Below are 19606 nucleotides of genomic sequence, written 5' to 3' on the forward strand. Positions count from 1 at the left end.
TGGTAATTGTGTTCAGTGGTTGGCAGTATATTACGCTAATTAAACGTTACAATAAGTGCGTTAGGCTTCGTATCTTAGTCAGCCGCCTTTATCCACGATGGCTGCTAAATAGCGTTATTAAAGGTGAATAGTAAGCCACCATGCAAAGCAAATACAAAATTCGTCTGCTTAAGGCCAGTTTATTCGCTGCTGCGGCTGTATTAGCGATTTGGACGCTAACCGCCCCGCCAATGGCTGCCTTACTGCTTTGGCTATCGGTAGGCTGGCTTTCCATCACCGCACTGCTGCTGGACTTCAGTCATCGTTATTCGCATGGCCTACCCTGGCAAGTATTACCCGGCGCACTACTGCTGGGCTTAATTGCCGCTGCGCCAGAACGCCATAGTATGTTGATCTGGGCGTGGGCCGCTATGTTCATGCTACCTCAGACGCGGTGGATACTGGCGTTTAATGTCATAGCAGCGCTATTTAGCTGGGTCTTAATTGCGCCGCAACTAAGCCTGCCGGAAGGGGGATTAATGCTGCTTCTTTTTATTCTCTTGAGTCTGCTGGCATTATCCAGAGCACGTCAACTGGTCGATATGAATGGCGCTATCCGCCAGCGCCTGCGCTTAATTCCGAAAGTTAACCTATGGGCTGGAGAACAGTTGTTACGTGATTTGCCCCGCGAACAAACACGCTCGGAGCGTGAAGCTATCCATGCGGAGCTGGTGGTTTTTCAAGTGAAACGACACCAGCTCTGGTCCATGGCCAAAAAACTGTGTGCGCTAACCTATACCTTTGAAAATGCTTACCGCCTTAATGGCACCACGCTTGCGACCTTGATGCTTTCGCGTTCACCACAGGAAGCGGCCCTGCGCCGCAAGCAGTTACATGCCGCACTGCCAGATAGTGTCTTAAGCCACTCGCTGCCGTTAATTGATATCGAGCCCGCTAACCTAACGCTTGAAGAGCTTAGCCACCCCTCTTGTCAGCGGAGCCCGACATGACCGAATACCCGTTTTCAAGACGTCTAATGTCACTCGCTTACGGTGCTAGCCTGGTCTTGATGGTTGGTTATGCGACATGGCTTTACGGGCTGGGTAACTACCGGCATTTGCTGATACCTACCTTTGTGACACTGCTGTTATTAGCCGCTCTATTGATTCATCTAGGGCAAGGCATAAAAGGTTATATACCCCAGCTACTGCTGTTAAGTGCTACCTACCTGACGGTATTCAATGCACTTTATCATCCTCCCTATGTGTCTTCTATCTGGTTAGGCTTACCTACAGTTAGCGCTTTTTTACTCCTACCCTTATGGGCTGCTTTGCTGATAACCGGTCTACTTGGTCCACTGATATGGTTATTTATTTTCTATCCAGCTGTACAAGCCCCTTTCGTACTTGGCTATGTCACGCTTATTTTGCTGCTAGCGCTCCCCCGCTGGGAGCATGGCCGCCGCGGTGCGCTCCTACGAGCAACCGACCCAAACGACTGTCAGTGTAATGCTTATAATATTGATACCTTAAAAGAGCGCTTACAAAATGAGTTTCAGCGTGCTGCCATGCTCAACAAGCGCTTGGCCGTCCTGGTGATTCACCTGCCACAATTAGACATGGCGGAAGAGCAGTTTGGTCACCGAGCGAAAAATGCGCTACTTGATACCCTGTGTAATGAAGTACATGGCCGCTGCCGTGACCATGACCTGCTAGGTCGCGCGGGAGAAACAGCCTTCTGGTTAGTATTACCCGATACCAGCGAAAGTGGGGCATTATTAGTGCGTGAGCGCCTGCAACATGCGCTATCCCAATGTGTACTGGTTGAAACCGGTCAACTTGAATCACGCATCGCCGCTTGCTTGCCTCACAAAGAGAGCTTTGAGCGCTATGTACAACGCCTGAATGCCCGTGCGAAGGCACTGGCCAACGGGTGACGGCTTAATGCCTTTTAGGAGTTTTTTGTGTCTTTAGCCGATAACCTTTATCAGCTCTCGCTATCGCCGTTAATGCTAATCCTGCTGGTATTTTTGATTTCATTGGCTGAGTCCTTGGCTTTGGTTGGCCTATTGGTACCCGGTGTTGTGCTGATTACGGCAGTGGCGTCACTTGCGGGACATCAGCTGGTAGGGCTTCCCTGGCTGATGATGGCCGCGTTTATAGGGGCGGTAATAGGCGACGGCGTTAGCTTTAGCCTTGGCTATCATCAACGTGCGCAAATCACCCAACGCTGGCCACTTTCCGCGCATCCCGAGTGGCTGGGGCGAGGCGTGCGTTTTTTTGAACGTTACGGCCTTTATTCGGTATTCATTGGCCGATTTGTAGGCCCGGTAAGGCCGATTATTCCTCTGGTCGCGGGCATGATGCGCATGCCGCCGCGTACTTTTTTATGGGCTAATATTGGCTCAGCCGCTCTATGGGCACCGGCTTATCTGTTGCCGGGCTATTTACTGGGGCGCACTTGGCAAGAGCACCTCAACGTGCCGCCGGGGATCAAGTTAGCCCTGCTCATTATGGCAGCCAGCATTGTGGTCTTGGCCGTTGTGTTCTCCTGGGGCCGTGCCCAGGTAGGGCGTCATGGGCGCCTATATCTCGCTATGGCCCGCCTGGCGCGAAAAGTCCCGTTGATGCGTCGCCCATGGCTTTCCATGAGTCAATCCGGCGAAGTTCCTCTCGCCTCACTCTTGCTGTTTATCGTTGCACTCACCAGCCTCTCTGGCTGGACGCTGATGGTGATACACCACGACGGTCCTTTAATGCTCGACCTCTATGTACAGCGGCTGTTCACCTGGCTGGAAAACGATACGTTAATTGAAATTGGGGCGGTATTTGCCAAGATAGGTGACAAGCTGGGTATCGCCACGCTTCTTGCGCCGTGGGGCTTATGGATGCTGTTTAATAAGCGGATTGATGCCCTACTGCATTGGGGTTTAGCCGTCGGTGGCATCGCGTTTCTAAATACTTTTGGCAAGGCATATTTTGGCCGTGCCCGCCCAGACACGCCGGACTATCTAACCGGATCGCTCTCCTACCCCAGCGCCCATACCTCAACATCGGTGGTGGTTCTGGGGCTGTTGGCGGCATTTGTGGCCTCAGAGCTCTCGCGCCAGAAACGTGTCTGGATCTATTGGGCGGCAATTGCCTTAGCCGTTCCGATGGCCCTATCCCGGCTAGTTATCGGCGTGCACTGGTTTAGCGACCTGATCGGCGGCGCGCTGCTGGGCTTGGTGATGTGCGCGTTGGTACGTTTAAGCTGGCAACGCTATCCGCGCCAGCCGTTAACCCCCTGCCCATGGCAGCTACTAGGCGTGACCTCTTTAATCCTGATCAGCGTGCGGGTTGGCTTCTTTCCACCGGTATAGCTCAGAGCTTTAGCTCAACGCGTTAGCCTAGCGCCAGCCACGCGCCCACGCCTATCATCAACGAGCCGGCAATTCGGTTAAGAAGCCGAACATTGCCGCTCTTACCCAACGTTTTACGCAGCGTTTTACCGCCGGTGGCATAAACCAGCATGCTGGCAAATTCAATTAGCAGGATCACCATGATAAGCAGGCTAAGCTGGCTTGCAAGAGGACGACTGCTGTCCAGAAAAGGCGGCAGCAGCACCATAAAGAAAGCCCAGCCTTTGGGGTTAGCCACCGCGGTTACAAACCCCTGCATGGCTAACTGAAGACGACCAGCGGGTGGGCCGGCATTTAACTCATTGGGTATGGCCATGCGCCCACGAGAGCGCCACATCATCACACCCAAATAAGCTAGATAAGCGCCCCCGATCCATTTAAAGGCGATAAAAATTTCGGGCTGGCGCAGCATCAATGCAGCGACACCCGCTCCCGCGGCGGCAGCCACCAGCCCCACACCCAGAAGCTCACCAATCATCATCCACAGCGTGCGCTTAACGCCCTGGGTCATCCCTAACACCATCGCAAGGGTCATACACATACCGGGCGTCAGCGATACGAATAGAAATGTTGGCACAAATATCGATAGCGTTGCCCAGCTCATTGGTCATCCTTAACATTATCGCCTGCGTCAGTATCAAGCTCGCCCCAGTGGGGCATCAAAGTATGTTGAATGCCTAACTGATTAAGAATTCTTGCGACGATAAAATCGACAAGATCTTCAATTGATTGCGGGCGATGATAGAACCCGGGTGCGGCGGGTAAAATCACCACTCCCAGTCGGCTCAATCCCAGCATATGCTCCAGATGAATGGGCGAAAACGGGCTCTCCCGAGGCACCATCACCAGCGTTCGCCGCTCCTTAATCGCCACGTCCGCTGCGCGCTCTATCAGATTGTTGCTGGCTCCGGTTGCCACCGCAGAAAGCGTGCCTGTGGAACAGGGGCAAATAACCATGGCGGATGCCGCGCCGGAGCCTGAGGCTACAGGAGCCATCCAGTCTTCCCGGCCAAAACAGCGGATCTGCCCCGGCTGCGCACCGCTGCGCTCGCTTAACGCCTTAGCCAGCCGATCTGGCTGGGCGGGTAGCGTAATATCGGTTTCTGTCGCGACGACCATATGCGCCGCCTTGGAGATCATGACCCACACTTCATGGCCAGCCTCTACCAGCACGTCAATCAGCCGCAAGCCGTACTGCGCGCCGGATGCACCTGTTAACGCGACGGTCACCGGTTTTTTAAAGCACAAATCTTTACTCACGCCATGGATTCCTTTGCCGCTAGTGCGCTCAATAAACGTTCGTGTACGCCTTCAAAACCACCGTTAGACATGACAACAATACGATCCAGCGGCTCCGCCTGACTCACCACCGCGCTTACCAATGCATCGATCTCACGGTACAGATGGGCCTTGGCGCCCTGCTCTGCGACCAGCTCGTCCATCGACCAGTCAATTCCCTCCGGCTGATACCAGTAGACCTGGTCGGCATCGGCAATACTTTCTTTAAGCCGATCACGTAGCGCTCCCAAACGCATGGTGTTGGAGCGTGGCTCGATGACCGCCAGCAAGCGCCCTTTGGTCGTAGTGGCTCGTAAACCTTCCAAGGTGGCGGCGATTGCGGTGGGATGATGGGCAAAGTCGTCAATCACCTGAACGCCTTTCACCTCGCCACGCACTTCCTGACGCCGCCGCGGGGTCTCAAAGCGTGAAAGAGCCGCACAGGCACGGGCCAAGTCAACGCCGCACTGATGGGCGGCGGCCAGCGCACCCAATGCATTACGCGCGTTGTGGGCACCGCTTAACGGCCATTCAACAACACTGTCTTCCTCACCTTCCGGCGTACGGTAAATGACCTGGAAGCGACTGGCATCGGGGCGTTCCAGACAGAGCTGCCAAGCGCTTTCGGCCTGCTCGCCAAAGTACTCAACGGGTGTCCAGGCGCCCATTGCCAGAACGCGCTCAAGAGCTGGCTGCTCGTCGGCGACCAGTAAGCGTCCCTGGCTTGGTACAGTGCGCACGAGATGATGGAACTGGCGCTCAATGGCCGTTAAGTCTGGAAAAATATCCGCATGGTCGAACTCAAGGTTATTGAGAACGGCAATATCTGGGCGATAGTGAACGAACTTGGAGCGCTTATCGAAGAAAGCCGTATCATACTCATCGGCTTCAACCACAAACGGGCCTTGAGGGTCGCCCAGGCGCGCCGAAACACCAAAGTTACGCGGTACGCCGCCGATTAAAAAACCCGGCGCTTGGCCAGCGCTTTCTAGTAGCCAGGCCAATAAACTGGCGGTGGTGGTTTTACCGTGGGTCCCGGCAATGGCAATTACGCGCCGCCCTGGCAAAACATGCTCGGCAAGCCACTGGGCGCCAGAGGTATAGGGCAAGCCACAGTTAAGCAGCGCCTCTACTTCCGGGTTTCCGCGCGATAACGCATTGCCTACGATAACCAAGTCGACAGACGCCTCAAGGTGCTCTGCACGATAGCCCTCCATCAGCGCAATGCCTGCCTCAGCCAGCTGCGTACTCATGGGCGGATAGACATTTGCATCCGATCCGCTGACCTGGTGGCCCTGCTCACGTGCCAACAGCGCAAGACTACCCATAAAGGTGCCGCAGATACCGATAATGTGAAGATGCATGGCGTGCGCCCCTAACAACGTAGTAAACAGCAAACAAATAGCTGAAAAGACTAGCATGCCCGGCTGGAATGCTCATCCATAAGCGTTGGATTTAAACTCCAAAACTGGCCGTCTTCATGCTAAGCGCAGGTCAAAGGTGGTCAGCCAAGTGACAAATGCGCTCGATTGTTGCAGGATGCGCCCATTCTTATTGACTGCCATACCTAAGATTAACTGCCATACCTATCGACAAACGCAGGCCATATGCTTAGGGCCTGCAAGGGAGCTTACAATGCGCGTTTTAATTCGTTATTTTTTTCGAGGTGTTCGTTTGGTGCTGGCACCGATAATGATTATCTCGGAAAAACTCACCACGCCGAGCGCCATTGAACGCACTCCCGAAGAGCAGACACGCGTCGATCAAGCCTGCAAGCGTTTAGCCCTTTATCAGTTTCGCACCTGCCCATTTTGCATCAAGGTACGCAAAGAAATAGCCCGTCTGGGCCTCACCATTGAGCTGCGGGATACCCAGCTAGATCCGACTCACAAGCAGGCGCTGGTTGAAGGAGGCGGTAAAACTAAGGTGCCTTGCCTGAAAATTAACCATGAAGATGGCCGTGAAGAGTGGCTGTATGAGTCGGATGATATTAATAAGTGGTTACATCAACAGTTCGGCGCTTAGAACGCGATCCGGCTTAGAACTCGACACGATAGGCTTCAACATCGAACTGCACATCGATGTCGATCCCCTCATCCTGGCTTGGCGCTGCATCTAAATCACTCTGTAATGCCATGATGCCCTGAATATGTCCGGTAACGTGAACCTGACTGCCTTGCTGTTCAAAATGCTCCAACGTGACGGTGACACTGCCTCCTTCTGAAGTATAAAGAGGCGGCATGGCGGTGTTGCCGATCAAGTGCACGACCTGGGAGTCGATAAGCTGATTATCTTCGATACTTAAACTGATCGAGAGCGCTTCATGGGCATTCCAGTTATCAGGCTCGATAAACCCGGAAATTGTCACCTGCTGTTGATCGCCTACTTCTATAAAAGAAGCATTTGAATCCCGGCCCTCACTTAAAATAAACCACTCACGCGGCTCGCCCTCAAGCGTTCCTTCAATGCTCGTGGCCTGCGTGGTTAACGGAAGTAATCCGGCTAGCAGTAATATGCTCCAGCTACATGTTTTCATCACAACCTTCTTACAACCTTTTAACGCCTTTTTGGTGTACGTATGGAAAATAACCAAACGCTCGTTTATTTTTTAGATAAGACTTTTGTCTAACATTTGTTGCGTCATGCGCCGCTATAAGCGTAATCATTCAGTAGATGAATAGAGCCTGTCATTATTTCGATTGTGCGACGTAAGAGTCACTCTCTATGTTAATAGCTTAGCTTACAAGCTGACCGTGTATGTTTTACTCGCTTTTGTAATGCATTTAAGCGTTAAAGCGAACAATAAAACCATCAAAAAATGGGAACAATTATGACGCTCAAGAAAACGTTACTGGCTTCTATTATCGGTGCCACGGTAGCAGGTGGTGCAATGCTACCCCTGACAGCCAGTGCTGAAACCTTACGCATAGGCTACTCGGCTGATCCCGAAACCCTTGATATTCACGAACAGCTATCGGGCGGCATGTTGCGTTTTTCTCACCTTGCTTTCGACCCTCTCGTGCGCTGGACCAAAGATTTCGATTTTGAGCCACGCCTGGCCACCGAGTGGGAGCAAAAAGACGATACACACATACGCATGACGCTACGTGAAGGCGTTACCTTTCACTCAGGTAATGAGTTCACTGCGAAAGACGTAGTGTGGACCATTGAGCGTCTAAAAGAGAGCCCAGACTATAAGGCGATTTTTGAACCTATCGAAAGCGCTGAAGCCATTGATGACTACACGGTGGAAATTACCACTGCCGAGCCTTATCCGCTGATGCTTAACCTGGCAACGTATATTTTCCCGATGGATAGCCAGTTCTACACCGGTGAAGCTGAGGGTGGCGGTGATAAAGCGGAAATCGTTAAAGCCGGCAATTCCTTTGCATCACGTAACGTCTCCGGTACCGGTCCGTTTGTGTTGACCGACCGCCGCCAGGGCGTGCGCGTTGATTTTGAGCGCTTTGAAGATTACTGGGACACGGAAAGTGAAGGCAATGTGTCCAGCATCGTGTTAACCCCCATCGCTGAAAACGCTTCACGCGTAGCCGCCCTGCTGTCTGGCGGCGTCGACTTTATCGACGCAGTACCGCCCAATGATCTGGAGCGCGTGCGCGAAGCAAGTGATGTCAATCTTTTCGAAGTACCGGGTACACGTATTATCGGTTTCCAGCTTAACGAAGAACAAGTTGAAGCATTTCAGGACGTTCGCGTTCGTCAAGCCGTCGACCTTGCCATCAATCAGGAAGGCATCGCTGACCGTTTAATGCGCGGCTTTGCCACACCGGCCGGCCAGTTCTCACCGGAAGGCTACTCAGGCCATAACCCGGATCTGGTACCGCGTTACGATCTTGAGCGCGCCCAGGAGCTGATGGCGGAAGCGGGCTACGAAGATGGCTTTAGCGTTGACATGATCGCGCCGAACAACCGCTACGTTAATGACGCACAGATTGCCCAGGCTGTCGCCAACATGCTGTCGCGCATCAATATCCAGGTGAATCTGCGCACCATGCCGCTGGCCCAATACTGGCCTGAGTATGATACCCGCCAGTCGGATATCGCAATGCTGGGTTGGCACTCAGATACCGAAGATACGGCTAACTTCTTCCAGTATCTGTCTTTCTGTATCGATGACGAAACGGGTGCGGGTCAATACAACTACGGCAACTACTGCAATGAAGAAATTGATGCACTAGTTACCGAAGCCGACAGCACCACCGATCTTGAAAAACGTAACGAAATGCTGCGTGAAGCCGAAGCCATGCTGTATGAAGATGCTGGCTTCATTATGCTGCATTGGCAGAACCTGGCTTACGCTGCCGCTGAGGGCGTAGACGTTGAGCCTGTTGTTAACGCCATCGACTTCCCCTACCTGGGCGATCTCGTCATCAATCGCTAAGTTTGATTAACGCTTTGTAAGTTACCTGCACGGATGCTTCGCTCTCCAGCTACCTGGAGAGCGAAGCGCGTGCTGTGTCAAACCCGTTGCAAAACGTTAACTAAAACTTGTTTCTACTTCCTTTGTTAAACACTATTACATAGGTGGCGTACGCCATGATTGCCTTTTTAATCAAGCGGCTGATGCACGCGGTATTGGTGATGTTCGTCATCAGCGTGCTGGCCTTCGCCATTCAGGACAACCTGGGTGACCCGATACAACAAATGGTTGGACAGTCGGTCCCCGAAAGTGAACGCGAAGCCTTACGCGAGCGCTTAGGCCTTAATGATTCGTTCATGGTGCAGTATGTGCGCTTTACCAAGAATGCGGTGCAGGGAGACTTTGGCTACTCCTACTTCTACCGCGAACCGGCGCTCAGCGTTATTGCCCGCCATTTGCCAGCAACGCTTGAACTGGTGTTTGCGGCAACATTAATTATCGTGATTTTTTCGGTGCCTATCGGGGTATACAGTGCAATTAAACCACGCTCGATTATTTCGCGATTTTTCATGGGCGTGTCGATCATTGGTATCTCGATACCGGTATTTTTAACCGCTATCGTGCTTATTCAAATATTTGCCATCGGCATCACCGTGTCGATATTCCCCGAAAGTACCGGCTGGGGCGCATGGCTTAATGGTTTGCTCTCTACCCAAGGCAACATGCCGTCGTTTGGGCGTGGCTACGACTTAGTGCATGTGGTCGGCCATTGGGATACGAACCTTGCTTCCTGGAGCGGTTTGCAGCATTTAGTGCTTCCCGCCATTTCGCTTGCCTCCATTATGCTGCCACTGTTTATTCGCTTAATTCGCGCTGAGATGATGGAAGTACTGCAGTCTGAATACGTGAAATATGCCCGCGCTAAGGGTATCTCCATGCGCCGCGTGTATTTTGTTCATGCGCTTAAAAACACCATGCTGCCGGTCATAACCGTGGGCGGCGTGCAAATTGGCACCATGGTGGCGTACACCATCCTGACTGAAACCGTTTTCCAGTGGCCAGGCATGGGCCTTATGTTCCTGGATGCGATCAACCGTGCTGATATCCCGCTCATCGTGTCCTATCTGATGATTGTCGGCGTCATTTTCGTGGTGACAAACACCATCGTGGATTTGATCTACGGCTACGTGAACCCCACCGTAAAACTGACTGGTAAGCCCGCATGACGATGACAACCAAGCCAACCAAGGCACCTAGCCGCTTCCAGCGCTTTAGCGACTCCTTTCTGTGGTACAGCTTTAAGCGCGACCGTACCGCGCAGCTATGCCTTGCCGTGTTTATCTGTCTGGTAGTGGCCGCTTTTGCCGCGCCGCTGATTGCACCGACCGATCCCTATGATTTGCGCCAGATCGATATTCTTGCCTCTGAGCTGCCGCCTTTCTGGATTGATGGTACCGACGAGCGCTATATCCTGGGTACCGATGCTCAAGGACGCGATCTTTGGTCGATCGTTTTATACGGTACGCGCGTGTCGCTTTTAATCGGCTTTGGCGCCGTTATTCTGCAAGCGCTTCTAGGCGTGACCTTTGGCCTAATGGCAGGCTATCTGGGGGGTCGCGTTGATGCATTCTTTATGCGCCTGGCAGATATCCAGCTGTCTTTTTCCACTCTAATGGTCGCTATCGTGGTGGGCGCCGTGGTGAAAGCCACCATGGGCAGCTCCTTTTATAGCCAGTACGCGGTTCTCATGCTGGTGTTGATTATCGGCCTGGCCGAATGGCCACAGTACGCTCGAACGGTACGTGCCTCAGTGCTGGCAGAGAAAAACAAAGAGTATGTGGACGCCGCCCGTGTCATGGGGCTGCGCAGCAAGCGGATTATGTTCCGCCATGTGTTGCCCAACACGCTTTCCCCGATTTTTGTTATATCCACCGTACAGATTGCCAACGCAATTATTTCTGAAGCAGCGCTGTCGTTTTTGGGGCTGGGCATGCCCGAAACTCATCCATCGCTTGGCTCGTTAATCAAAGCGGGGTTTGACTACATTCAGTCGGGTTCCTGGTGGATCACATTAATTCCCGGTGCGGTACTGGTCGTGCTAGTGCTGTCTATCAATCTATTGGGCGACTGGCTGCGCGATGTCATGAACCCACGACTCTATAAGGGCTGAGGACATCATGGCATTACTTGAAGTTTCCCAGTTAGATGTACGCTTTGCCCTGCGTCAGGGCGAGGTCAAGGCAATACGCGATGTAAGCTTTACGCTTGAACGCGGCGAACGCTTGGGCATTGTAGGCGAGTCTGGTGCCGGTAAATCAGTGGCCGCCTTTTCGCTGCTTAACCTGATTGCCAAGCCAGGTTTTATCGCGGGTGGCAGTATCACCTTTGAAGGGCAAACACTTAACACCATGTCGGAGCGCGGGCTGCGTAAAATACGTGGCAACCGTATTTCGATGATCTTCCAAGATCCGATGATGACCCTTAATCCGGTGTTGTCGATTGGCGAGCAGATGGTCGAGTGCCTGAAAGCCCACCGCCGCATTTCTTCAAAAGAAGCCCGTACCATCGCGTTGGATAAGCTGCGCCAAGTGCAAATCCCCTCACCGGAAAAGCGCCTGGACCAGTACCCGCACGAGCTTTCCGGCGGGATGCGCCAGCGTATTATTATCGCCATTGCCCTGCTGCTTGACCCAGATATCATCATTGCCGATGAACCAACCACTGCGCTGGATGTGACCATCCAGGCGGAAATCATGGCGCTGCTCTTGGATCTTTGCGAGCAGCACAATGTCGGGCTTATTTTGATTACCCATGACCTGGGTGTGGTAAGCCAGGTGACCCAGCGCATGCTGGTCATGTACGCCGGGCGTGTGATAGAGCAAGGCCCCACGCGCGAGATCATTAACGACCCGCAGCACCCTTACACCCAAGGGCTGATCAACGCCCTACCCCAAATGGCCACGCCAGGCGAGAAGCTGAATCAGATTCGCGGCAGCATGCCGTCGCTCTCCAATTTGCCCAGCGGCTGCGCCTTTCATCCGCGCTGCGACTTTATCAAGCGCGCCGATGGCCAAACCCGCCCTGCCTGTATTGAACAGGTACCTGGTTTTGTGCAGGCGGGTAACTGCCAGGTCGCCTGTCATATGGTGGCTGAACTAATGGAAGATCGTCGTTTAAAGGAGGAAAGCCAATGAGCACGCAGACAAGCGCCATGGCAGCCAACTACATCCCCACTGAAAACGTCGATACAGCCCAGCCACTGTTGCAAATTCGCGATCTTAAAAAGCGCTTTTCGCTATCAGGTGATTTTCTTGACCAGCTGCGCTTTAAAGGCGGCAAGCTTATTCGTCACCAGGAGCACGTTCACGCCATTAACGGGGTCAACCTCGAGATCAACCGTGGCGAAGCACTCTGCGTGGTGGGTGAGTCCGGCTGCGGTAAATCCACCGTTGCCCGTACGGTGATGGGGCTGCTTTCGCCTTCAGAAGGCGAAATTCATTATGACGGCCAGCGAATCGATCATTTAAGCTCGCGTCAGCTGCTGCCCTATCGCAAGCGCATGCAGATGATTTTTCAAAACCCCTACGCCTCGCTTAACCCGCGCATGACCATTCAGCAAACGCTGGAAGAACCCCTGCGCCTGCACCATCCAAACTGGAATCGGCAACAGATTGCCGACAAAGTTGAAGACGTTATGGGCTCGGTGGGCATTGACCCCGACTGGGGCAAGCGGTTTGGTCATGAGTTTTCCGGCGGCCAGCGCCAGCGTATTGCTATTGCGCGTGCGCTGGCGGTAGATCCTGAGTTTATCGTCGCCGATGAGCCCATTTCAGCACTGGATGTGTCAATCCAGGCGCAGGTGCTGAATCTTCTTATGGAAGCCCAACATGCGCGCAATTTAACCTACCTGTTCATTACCCACGACTTGGCCGTTGTTGAGCATTTTGGTACACGCGTCGCGGTCATGTACCTAGGTACCGTGTGCGAAATAGCCACTACTGCAACGCTGTTTGCCAAACCTCGTCATCCCTATACCCAGGCACTGCTCTCTTCGATTCCACGCCTTGAAGATGACCGACCACAGCATATTCGCCTTAAGGGCGAAGTGCCGACCCCGGTCAATCTACCTAGCGGCTGTGTGTTTCATGGCCGCTGCCCGTACGCTAACGCGCGCTGCATCCAGGAAATTCCCCAGCTGCAAATGCAGGATGACGGTACGCGGGTTGCGTGTCACGCTGTTGAGGAAGGCCGCCTATGATTAGGTATTCATTGGCCAAGCAAGTCATCTCACTGCGGGGTATCGCATGGAAATTCGCTGGCTAGAAGACTTTATTGCCCTGGCCAGAACACGGCATTTTTCGCGCGCAGCCGACGATCAACATGTCACCCAGCCCACCTTCTCTCGTCGCATTAAACTGCTGGAAGAAGAAATGGGCGTTACGCTGATCAATCGTCAGACGTTACCACTTTCGTTAACACCCGCGGGCGAGGAGTTTCTTACGCTCTGCGAGCAGGTAACGGAACGGGTACGCTTGACGCGTGATCGCCTGCGGGAAATTAATGCCGGCCAGCAGCGACGCATTATGGTGGCTGCCCCGCAGAGCCTGCTGGGCCATTTCCTGCCGGAATGGCTCGCCTCGACCGGCTGGCAGGATCGGGTACAGCCCTACTTGCGAGCCACCGGCTGGGTAGCCAACGATTATTTTCAAGCCTTGGCACGCGCGGAGTGCGACCTAGCCATTTGTTACTGGCCTGTGGGGCGCTGCGATCTGGAAATCGATACTAGCGCCAGCACTTACAAGGTCATCGGTCATGAACGACTGATACCGGTTACCGGCCTAAGTCCGCAAGGCGAGCCCAGTGCGGCATTGCCGGGAACACGCGCTCATCCCTCGCCCTGGCTCGCCTATCCAAAGCGAGGCCTGCTCGGCTCTGCGATAAAGGCTCACTTGGCTAGGCTGCCACACAGCACCTACCTGAATGCGCAAAGCGAAAACCTATACGCAGCCGGTATTAAAGAACTTGTACTGCTTGGGTACGGCATGAGCTGGCTTCCCGAGCGCAGCGTCGCGAAAGAGCTTACCCAGGGCACCCTGGTAAGAGCAGGCGATAGCCGCTGGGATGTACCCATGGAGCTGCGCTTGTATCGACATCAACTTCAGCGCCACGCCGAATTGGATAAATTCTGGAGCGAACTCGCCCCTTCACGTAGTTAACAGGATACGCTTGCATGTCAACGACGCTTTTCAACCTGCAGCTTGAACATATCGCCCATTTGCAACGCGCATATGAACAGGTGCTAACTAAATCCGGCTTTGACAGCTTGGCGATTTATAGCGGTCACGCTGACTACCATTTTGCTGACGATCATGCCGCCTCTTTTCAGACCTATGGCCACTTTGTGCACTGGGTGGGGCTTGCGGATATTCAGCACAGCTGGTTGGTCATTGCGCCGAATACGCGCCCTCAGCTCTATCTTTATGCGCCGGATGATTTTTGGCATCTACCTACAAAGCTCCCGGAAGAGCCCTGGGTATCCGCCCTAGATGTGCATTTATGCAGCACTAAAACCGCTCCGACGCTTACGGGCAAAGCCGTCGTAATTGGCGATATTGAAAGCGTTAGTACCGATATCAGCCAGGCGCTGAAGGCGGACGTGGCTCCTAATGCGCTTGTTCAGGCACTTGATGAGCTGCGTATGTTCAAAACGCCTTATGAAGTAGCCTGCCTGCGAGAAGCCAACCGGCTGGCCATTGCAGGCCATCAGGCGGCGCAAACCGCATTTATTGGTGCCTCGGGTGAGCTTGATATTCAACTGGCATACCTTGCCGCTAGCCGACAGCGCGAATCAAACGTTCCCTATCAAAATATTATTGGCTTGAATAACCATGCCGGTGTCCTGCACTACCAACACTATGACTTAACGCCTCCCAAACAGCGTTTTAGCCTGCTGGTGGATGCCGGGCGGCGCTTTCGAGGTTACTGCGCGGATATAACGCGTACCTATGCCGGGCCCGATGCGCCCGCCGTTTTTGGCGAACTGGTGAACGCCCTGCATCGCCTGAAAGATGAGATGGTTGAGAGCATCGTGCCCAACGTTGATTACGTTGGGCTGCATAAACAGATGCACCACTCCCTGGGAAATATCCTGGTCGCTCACGATCTTTTTAAAGGCAGCGCCCAGCAGGCCGTTGAAGAAGGCGTTACGCGTGCTTTCTGTCCACATGGGCTAGGTCATTCGCTGGGTCTCCAGGTCCATGACGTTGCGGGCTTACGACATCCAGATGGCACCCCTGCTCCTGCGCCCACTGAGCATCCTGCGCTGCGTTTAACACGCACGCTTAAGCCTGGCATGGTCGTGACTATCGAACCGGGGCTCTATTTTATACCCATGCTCTTGAAACCGTTGCGTGATAAAGCGTTGCCCATTAACTGGACGCTGGTTGATCAACTGCTGCCTTGTGGTGGGATCCGTATTGAAGATAACGTGCTGGTCACCGAATCCAGCTTCGAGAACCTGACGCCTTGAGCCTCCCAGACTCGAAGGGGTCGTCCCTCTGACGCTGACGATTTTAACCAATCAGATCCTGAAAAGCCGGCGGGTATTGTCGCGAATGGCCTCGGCAATCTCCTCCGGCGACTCTTCGCGAATCTCACAAAGGCTATTCCAGATGTGGCGAATACGCTCAGGGCGATTGGGCTCGCCCTGAAACCCTTGCACCGGCATATCCGGCGAGTCGGTCTCGAGCAAAAGCGATGAAAGCGGGAGGCGCGAAAGCGTTCGGCGGGTCTTGGTGGCCCGCTCGTATGTTAGCGTGCCGCCCACGCCGATATAATACCCTGCCTCGATGAAAGCCCGTGCCTGCTGCTCGCTGCCGGCATAACCGTGCACTACCCCGGTCCTTGGTAGCTCGACTCGCCTTAGGTGCATCGCGAGCTTGTCGTGGGCGCGCCTGGAGTGAAGGATCACAGGCAGCTCGAACTTTCGCGCCAGACGCAGCTGCGATTGAAGCAGCGCCTCCTGCCTTTCGAACTGCGGGTCCTCGATGTAAAGATCCAGCCCGATCTCCCCGATCGCCACTAGCTTGCTAGGTCTTTGGCGAAGCCATGCCTCGAGCCGGTCGAGATGCGCCTCTTCGAACTCGCCGATTGCCATCGGATGAATGCCGAGCGCGGCGTAAACCGGGTCGAAGCGCTCGGCCAGCGCCATCACCCCGCCGAAGCGCTCGGCTGTTACGCCCACCGCAATGATTTTTTCGACCCCGGCCTCGCTCGCCCACGCAAGACTCTGCGCTTCATTATCCGCGAAGGGGGGGAAATCGAAGTGGCAATGGGTATCAACGAAGAATGTGGTCATGTGGCTACTCCTTTACCGTTAGAGATAGCTTAAAAGCGGGTAAATCGAACATACACAAAAACGCCCGGCGTTTGCCGAGCGTTTTGAGATGACTAACGTCGATCAATCAGAGGACGTTAGAAGCGGTAAGTAACACCACCGCCGATCGTTACCGGGTTCATGTCTACTTTACCTACCGTGTCACCACCAACGCGTACATCAGTGTCGACATCGGCATAGCTTACATAACCGTTCAACAGAATATTTTCAGTTACCGCTAGGTCAACGCCTGCCTGGCCGATAGCGCCATAGCTTGCTTTAACATCAACGTTTTCCGGCTCGCCAGAAAAACGCGTGTAGTTCAGACCCGCACCAACGTAAGGCTGTACGCGTGAATCCATTCCACCCAGCGGGTAGTAGTTCACTAGCAGGTTAACGGGCAAGCGGTCGATGCTGCCGATATCGCCTGCATTAGCAGTGTTCAGCTGGTGCTCAAATTTCTCAGAGCTATTGAGCTCAACACCCACTTTATCGGTAAACAGGTAACCAGCGCCGAAGGTGAAGCCGCTCTCGTTTTGAACATTCAGTTCATCGCCAAGGATATTACCGTTGCCTGAACCGGTATCCGTTTTAGCGTAACCACCGCGGACAAATGCATCGCCTGCGTTATATGCCAACGCCGCCTGGCTTGCCAGGGCAAAACCAGCAGTAATCACAGCGGCTGAAATCAATTTTAAGTTGCGCATTTGGTTCATCCTCTTTGCGTTTTAGCTGGGAACAGCGCCGGACAACCGGCTTGCCTATACAATATATACTATTCGAACAGTGTTTCCAAATTATGTGTGGAATTTTTTTATACTTTTGTACAAGTTTAATTTTCATTAGACATAAAAAAAGACCTCCCGAAGGAGGCCTAGGTGGAGCACGCCAGCTCACTCTGTGTACCGCGCGGCATGTTCACCGCGCCGGTGTTGCAAAGAAGGGAAAGCAACCGACTATTGCTGATTACTCTGTTCATTTGCTGCTTGCCTAATACATAGCGAACCGTGTGCCACTTTTACAAAAAATCATAAAAATCATTAGCATATAAAAAATTATAACAATTACAGATGGCTAACAAATTCTTTATAAGCTATGGCTGCACCAGCGCAGCCCATTTTTAAGTAGTGTTGCCTTATAAACGTACAACCTTCTTCATGTGTACTTTAATGCGCGCTTTTAAGCACTATGGTGAACAGGCTGCAGACCAAAGACTGGCGTCTCCATCCCTTCCATTCGAGCTTTTAGCTGCAGCGCCAAATAGTGGGAGTAATGGCGCGATTGGTGCAGATTCCCGCCGTGAAACCAGAGCGAATCTTGTTGGGTTGGCTTCCACATATTGCGAAGCTCCCCTTCCCACGGGCCAGGATCTTTAGTGGTATCAGAACCCAGTCCCCAGCATTTGCCCACTTTATCGGCCACCTCCTGAGATATAAGTCGCGCTGCCCAGCCATTCATAGAACCATAGCCCGTAGCGTAAACGATTAAATCGGCGGGTAATTCACTGCCATCACTCAGCGTGATGGAGCGCTTGTTAACCCGCTCAATTCCCACGCCGCTGCGCAGCTTAATATCACCGTTGGCGATCAAGTCACAGGCTCCTACATCAATGTAATACCCTGAACCTCTGCGCAAATATTTTAAAAATAAACCAGAGTCGTCGTCGCCAAAATCAAGCATAAAGCCAGCATCTTCTAGCTTTTTATAAAAGGCGGCATCGCGCTTGCGTACCGCGTTAAATGCCGGACGCTGAAAATCCGGTAGTACTTTATAAGGGATAGAGGCAAAAAGAAGGTCGGCTTTGTCATGAGTAATACCGCTGGCAACGGCTTCCTCTGAGTAAAGTGGCCCCAGCACCTCTTGCATGAGCGAGTCTGATTTCACAATATGAGTAGATGAGCGCTGTAGCATAGTCACGTCAGCATCATGCTCCCAGAGAGCAGCGGCTATATCGTGAGCGGAATTATTAGAACCGACAATAACGCATTTTTTACCTGTGTAGGCATCCGGTCCAGAGTGTTGACTTGAATGCTGCTGCTCACCTTCAAAATCATGCGCGCCTGGAAAATTCGGTACGTTGGGCATACCTGACATACCTGTGGCCATGACCAATTGCTTAGGCTTCAGAGTAACCTCATCACCGTCTCGCCTAACCTTAACCACCCACTCTCGGGCCGCCTCGTCATAATAAGCGCTCTGACACTCGGTAGAGCTCCAGTAATTGAGTTCCATGACCTTGGTGTACATTTCCAGCCAGTCACCCACTTTATCCTTCGGGGCAAATACCGGCCAATTTTCTGGAAAAGGGATATAAGGCAGATGGTCGTACCATACTGGATCATGTAGGCAGAGCGATTTATAACGCTTACGCCAGGAGTCACCGGCACGTTCATTTCGCTCAATGATAATTGTTGGCACCCCCATTTGCTTAAGCCGCGCGCCTAAGCCTATGCCACCCTGTCCACCACCGATAATCACGCAGTAGGGCTGCTGAGAATAACCTAACTCTAATTCTTCCCGCTCGCGAGCTTCCTGCCAAGTTTCACGCTGCTTGTTGGCCCCGTGTTCAGCTCCTTTGGGGCGGTTATGTCTGCGCGGTTCAGGAAAGTCGTTTAACTCCTGCATTGTCGTTAGTAGCGTCCAGCACTTACCCTCTTTTAAGCGTAAATATCCCTTACCAGTCGCCACCGCTGTTTCAAAGGTAAACCACGCCTCGCAAATATCGCCATTCATGGCCGCTTCACCGTCTAGCTTCCAATTGGATGGTCGCGTGTTATCCAGGGTGGCCTTTAGCATGGCTTGAATAGCGTCTTTGCCTTCACAGGTTTTTAAATTCCAGGTGAAGGAGACAAAGTCTCGCCAGTAGCACTCATCACCAAATAGCGCGAGCACTCGCTGAATATCCTTAGCCTGTAAGGCGTTATCAAATTCACTTAACCAAGCTTGCGCGATAGCTGTGGCGGTTTGCTGTGTCATAACAAGGACTCCGATTCACGATTGTTATTGTGTTAACGCTTACGTCTTGCCAGAACTGTTTTCAAAGACCGTTTTAAGAACCGTTTCACAATAGTCTTCACAACTGCTTTTTATAATGCTTCACAGCATACCTAAGCACCCATCGTGCCAACCCAACCAAAAATTAAATAAGAAACTGAAAAACAACAAAAAAATAGAGATATTTACGTTACTTAGA

The 19606-nt window shown here is 52.9% G+C and carries 18 protein-coding genes; 11 read left to right on the top strand and 7 right to left on the bottom strand.

Annotated features, from left to right (window positions below; genetic code table 11):
- The first annotated feature begins 140 nt into the window (after positions 1–140).
- Genes ACT3XD_RS07845 through ACT3XD_RS07855 form a run of 3 tightly spaced genes read left to right on the top strand, consistent with a single transcriptional unit; the run spans position 141 to position 3340 of the window.
- On the top strand, positions 141–989 hold the full coding sequence (locus tag ACT3XD_RS07845) for a hypothetical protein (RefSeq protein WP_192537843.1): 849 nt from the start codon (positions 141–143) through the stop codon (positions 987–989).
- The gene (locus tag ACT3XD_RS07850; RefSeq protein ID WP_192537842.1) at positions 986–1915 is read left to right on the top strand and encodes a GGDEF domain-containing protein; all 930 of its coding nucleotides are present in this window, start codon (positions 986–988) and stop codon (positions 1913–1915) included. The genes ACT3XD_RS07845 and ACT3XD_RS07850 overlap by 4 nt, the downstream gene beginning before the upstream one ends.
- Positions 1916–1942: 27 nt before the next feature.
- A complete protein-coding gene (locus ACT3XD_RS07855; RefSeq protein ID WP_192537841.1) occupies positions 1943–3340 on the top strand; it encodes a bifunctional DedA family/phosphatase PAP2 family protein in 1398 nt (465 codons plus the stop codon).
- A gap of 22 nt (positions 3341–3362) precedes the next feature.
- On the opposite strand, the gene ACT3XD_RS07860 is transcribed toward ACT3XD_RS07855, so the two are convergent.
- The 3 genes from ACT3XD_RS07860 to mpl are packed head-to-tail and all read right to left on the bottom strand — an operon-like array spanning position 3363 to position 6021.
- Positions 3363–3983 (bottom strand): LysE family translocator, encoded by a 621-nt coding sequence (locus tag ACT3XD_RS07860; RefSeq protein ID WP_192537840.1) that lies wholly within the window; start codon positions 3981–3983, stop codon positions 3363–3365.
- Positions 3980–4639 (bottom strand): flavin prenyltransferase UbiX, encoded by a 660-nt coding sequence (locus ACT3XD_RS07865; RefSeq protein ID WP_192537839.1) that lies wholly within the window; start codon positions 4637–4639, stop codon positions 3980–3982. The genes ACT3XD_RS07860 and ACT3XD_RS07865 overlap by 4 nt, the downstream gene beginning before the upstream one ends.
- On the bottom strand, positions 4636–6021 hold the full coding sequence (mpl, locus tag ACT3XD_RS07870) for a UDP-N-acetylmuramate:L-alanyl-gamma-D-glutamyl-meso-diaminopimelate ligase (RefSeq protein WP_192537838.1): 1386 nt from the start codon (positions 6019–6021) through the stop codon (positions 4636–4638). The genes ACT3XD_RS07865 and mpl overlap by 4 nt, the downstream gene beginning before the upstream one ends.
- Before the next feature lie 271 nt (positions 6022–6292).
- Between mpl and ACT3XD_RS07875 the strand changes: the two genes are divergently transcribed.
- On the top strand, positions 6293–6682 hold the full coding sequence (locus tag ACT3XD_RS07875; protein ID WP_192537837.1) for a glutaredoxin family protein: 390 nt from the start codon (positions 6293–6295) through the stop codon (positions 6680–6682).
- A gap of 13 nt (positions 6683–6695) precedes the next feature.
- Here the strand turns inward: ACT3XD_RS07875 and ACT3XD_RS07880 are convergent, their stop codons facing one another.
- Positions 6696–7193 carry a hypothetical protein gene (locus tag ACT3XD_RS07880; RefSeq protein ID WP_192537836.1) on the bottom strand — a complete coding sequence of 166 codons (498 nt, stop codon included), beginning with the start codon at positions 7191–7193 and terminating at the stop codon, positions 6696–6698.
- A gap of 294 nt (positions 7194–7487) precedes the next feature.
- On the opposite strand from ACT3XD_RS07880, the gene ACT3XD_RS07885 reads away from it, so the two are divergent.
- The 7 genes from ACT3XD_RS07885 to pepQ all read left to right on the top strand — a co-directional run bounded on the left by ACT3XD_RS07885 (position 7488) and on the right by pepQ (position 15567).
- Positions 7488–9059 (top strand): ABC transporter substrate-binding protein, encoded by a 1572-nt coding sequence (locus ACT3XD_RS07885; RefSeq protein ID WP_192537835.1) that lies wholly within the window; start codon positions 7488–7490, stop codon positions 9057–9059.
- Between the two features lie 155 nt (positions 9060–9214).
- Entirely contained in the window at positions 9215–10264 is a 1050-nt protein-coding gene (locus tag ACT3XD_RS07890) for an ABC transporter permease (protein WP_192537834.1), read from the top strand.
- Complete coding sequence (locus ACT3XD_RS07895) at positions 10261–11208, top strand: ABC transporter permease (RefSeq protein WP_192537833.1); 948 nt, start codon at positions 10261–10263, stop codon at positions 11206–11208. Before ACT3XD_RS07890 ends, ACT3XD_RS07895 begins: the two co-directional genes overlap by 4 nt.
- Before the next feature lie 7 nt (positions 11209–11215).
- Positions 11216–12232, top strand: coding sequence for an ABC transporter ATP-binding protein (locus ACT3XD_RS07900; protein ID WP_192537832.1), 1017 nt, complete (start codon positions 11216–11218; stop codon positions 12230–12232).
- A gap of 17 nt (positions 12233–12249) precedes the next feature.
- A complete protein-coding gene (locus ACT3XD_RS07905; RefSeq protein ID WP_192537882.1) occupies positions 12250–13296 on the top strand; it encodes an ABC transporter ATP-binding protein in 1047 nt (348 codons plus the stop codon).
- A 46-nt stretch (positions 13297–13342) separates the two neighbouring features.
- A complete protein-coding gene (locus tag ACT3XD_RS07910; RefSeq protein WP_192537831.1) occupies positions 13343–14254 on the top strand; it encodes a LysR family transcriptional regulator in 912 nt (303 codons plus the stop codon).
- A gap of 14 nt (positions 14255–14268) precedes the next feature.
- Positions 14269–15567, top strand: a complete 1299-nt coding sequence (gene pepQ, locus ACT3XD_RS07915) for a Xaa-Pro dipeptidase (protein ID WP_192537830.1) — start codon at positions 14269–14271, stop codon at positions 15565–15567.
- A 51-nt stretch (positions 15568–15618) separates the two neighbouring features.
- Here pepQ and ACT3XD_RS07920 read toward each other — a convergent pair whose 3' ends face one another.
- The 3 genes from ACT3XD_RS07920 to ACT3XD_RS07930 form a co-directional block, all read right to left on the bottom strand.
- The gene (locus tag ACT3XD_RS07920) at positions 15619–16395 is read right to left on the bottom strand and encodes a TatD family hydrolase (RefSeq protein WP_018917330.1); all 777 of its coding nucleotides are present in this window, start codon (positions 16393–16395) and stop codon (positions 15619–15621) included.
- Positions 16396–16511: 116 nt separating this feature from the next.
- Positions 16512–17120, bottom strand: coding sequence for an OmpW/AlkL family protein (locus ACT3XD_RS07925; protein WP_192537829.1), 609 nt, complete (start codon positions 17118–17120; stop codon positions 16512–16514).
- A 472-nt stretch (positions 17121–17592) separates the two neighbouring features.
- A complete protein-coding gene (locus ACT3XD_RS07930) occupies positions 17593–19389 on the bottom strand; it encodes an NAD(P)/FAD-dependent oxidoreductase (RefSeq protein WP_192537828.1) in 1797 nt (598 codons plus the stop codon).
- Between the last annotated feature and the right edge of the window lie 217 nt (positions 19390–19606).

Origin of the sequence: Halomonas sp. AOP7-B1-5, assembly GCF_052353045.1 — a bacterium.
Lineage (GTDB): Bacteria > Pseudomonadota > Gammaproteobacteria > Pseudomonadales > Halomonadaceae > Vreelandella > Vreelandella colorata.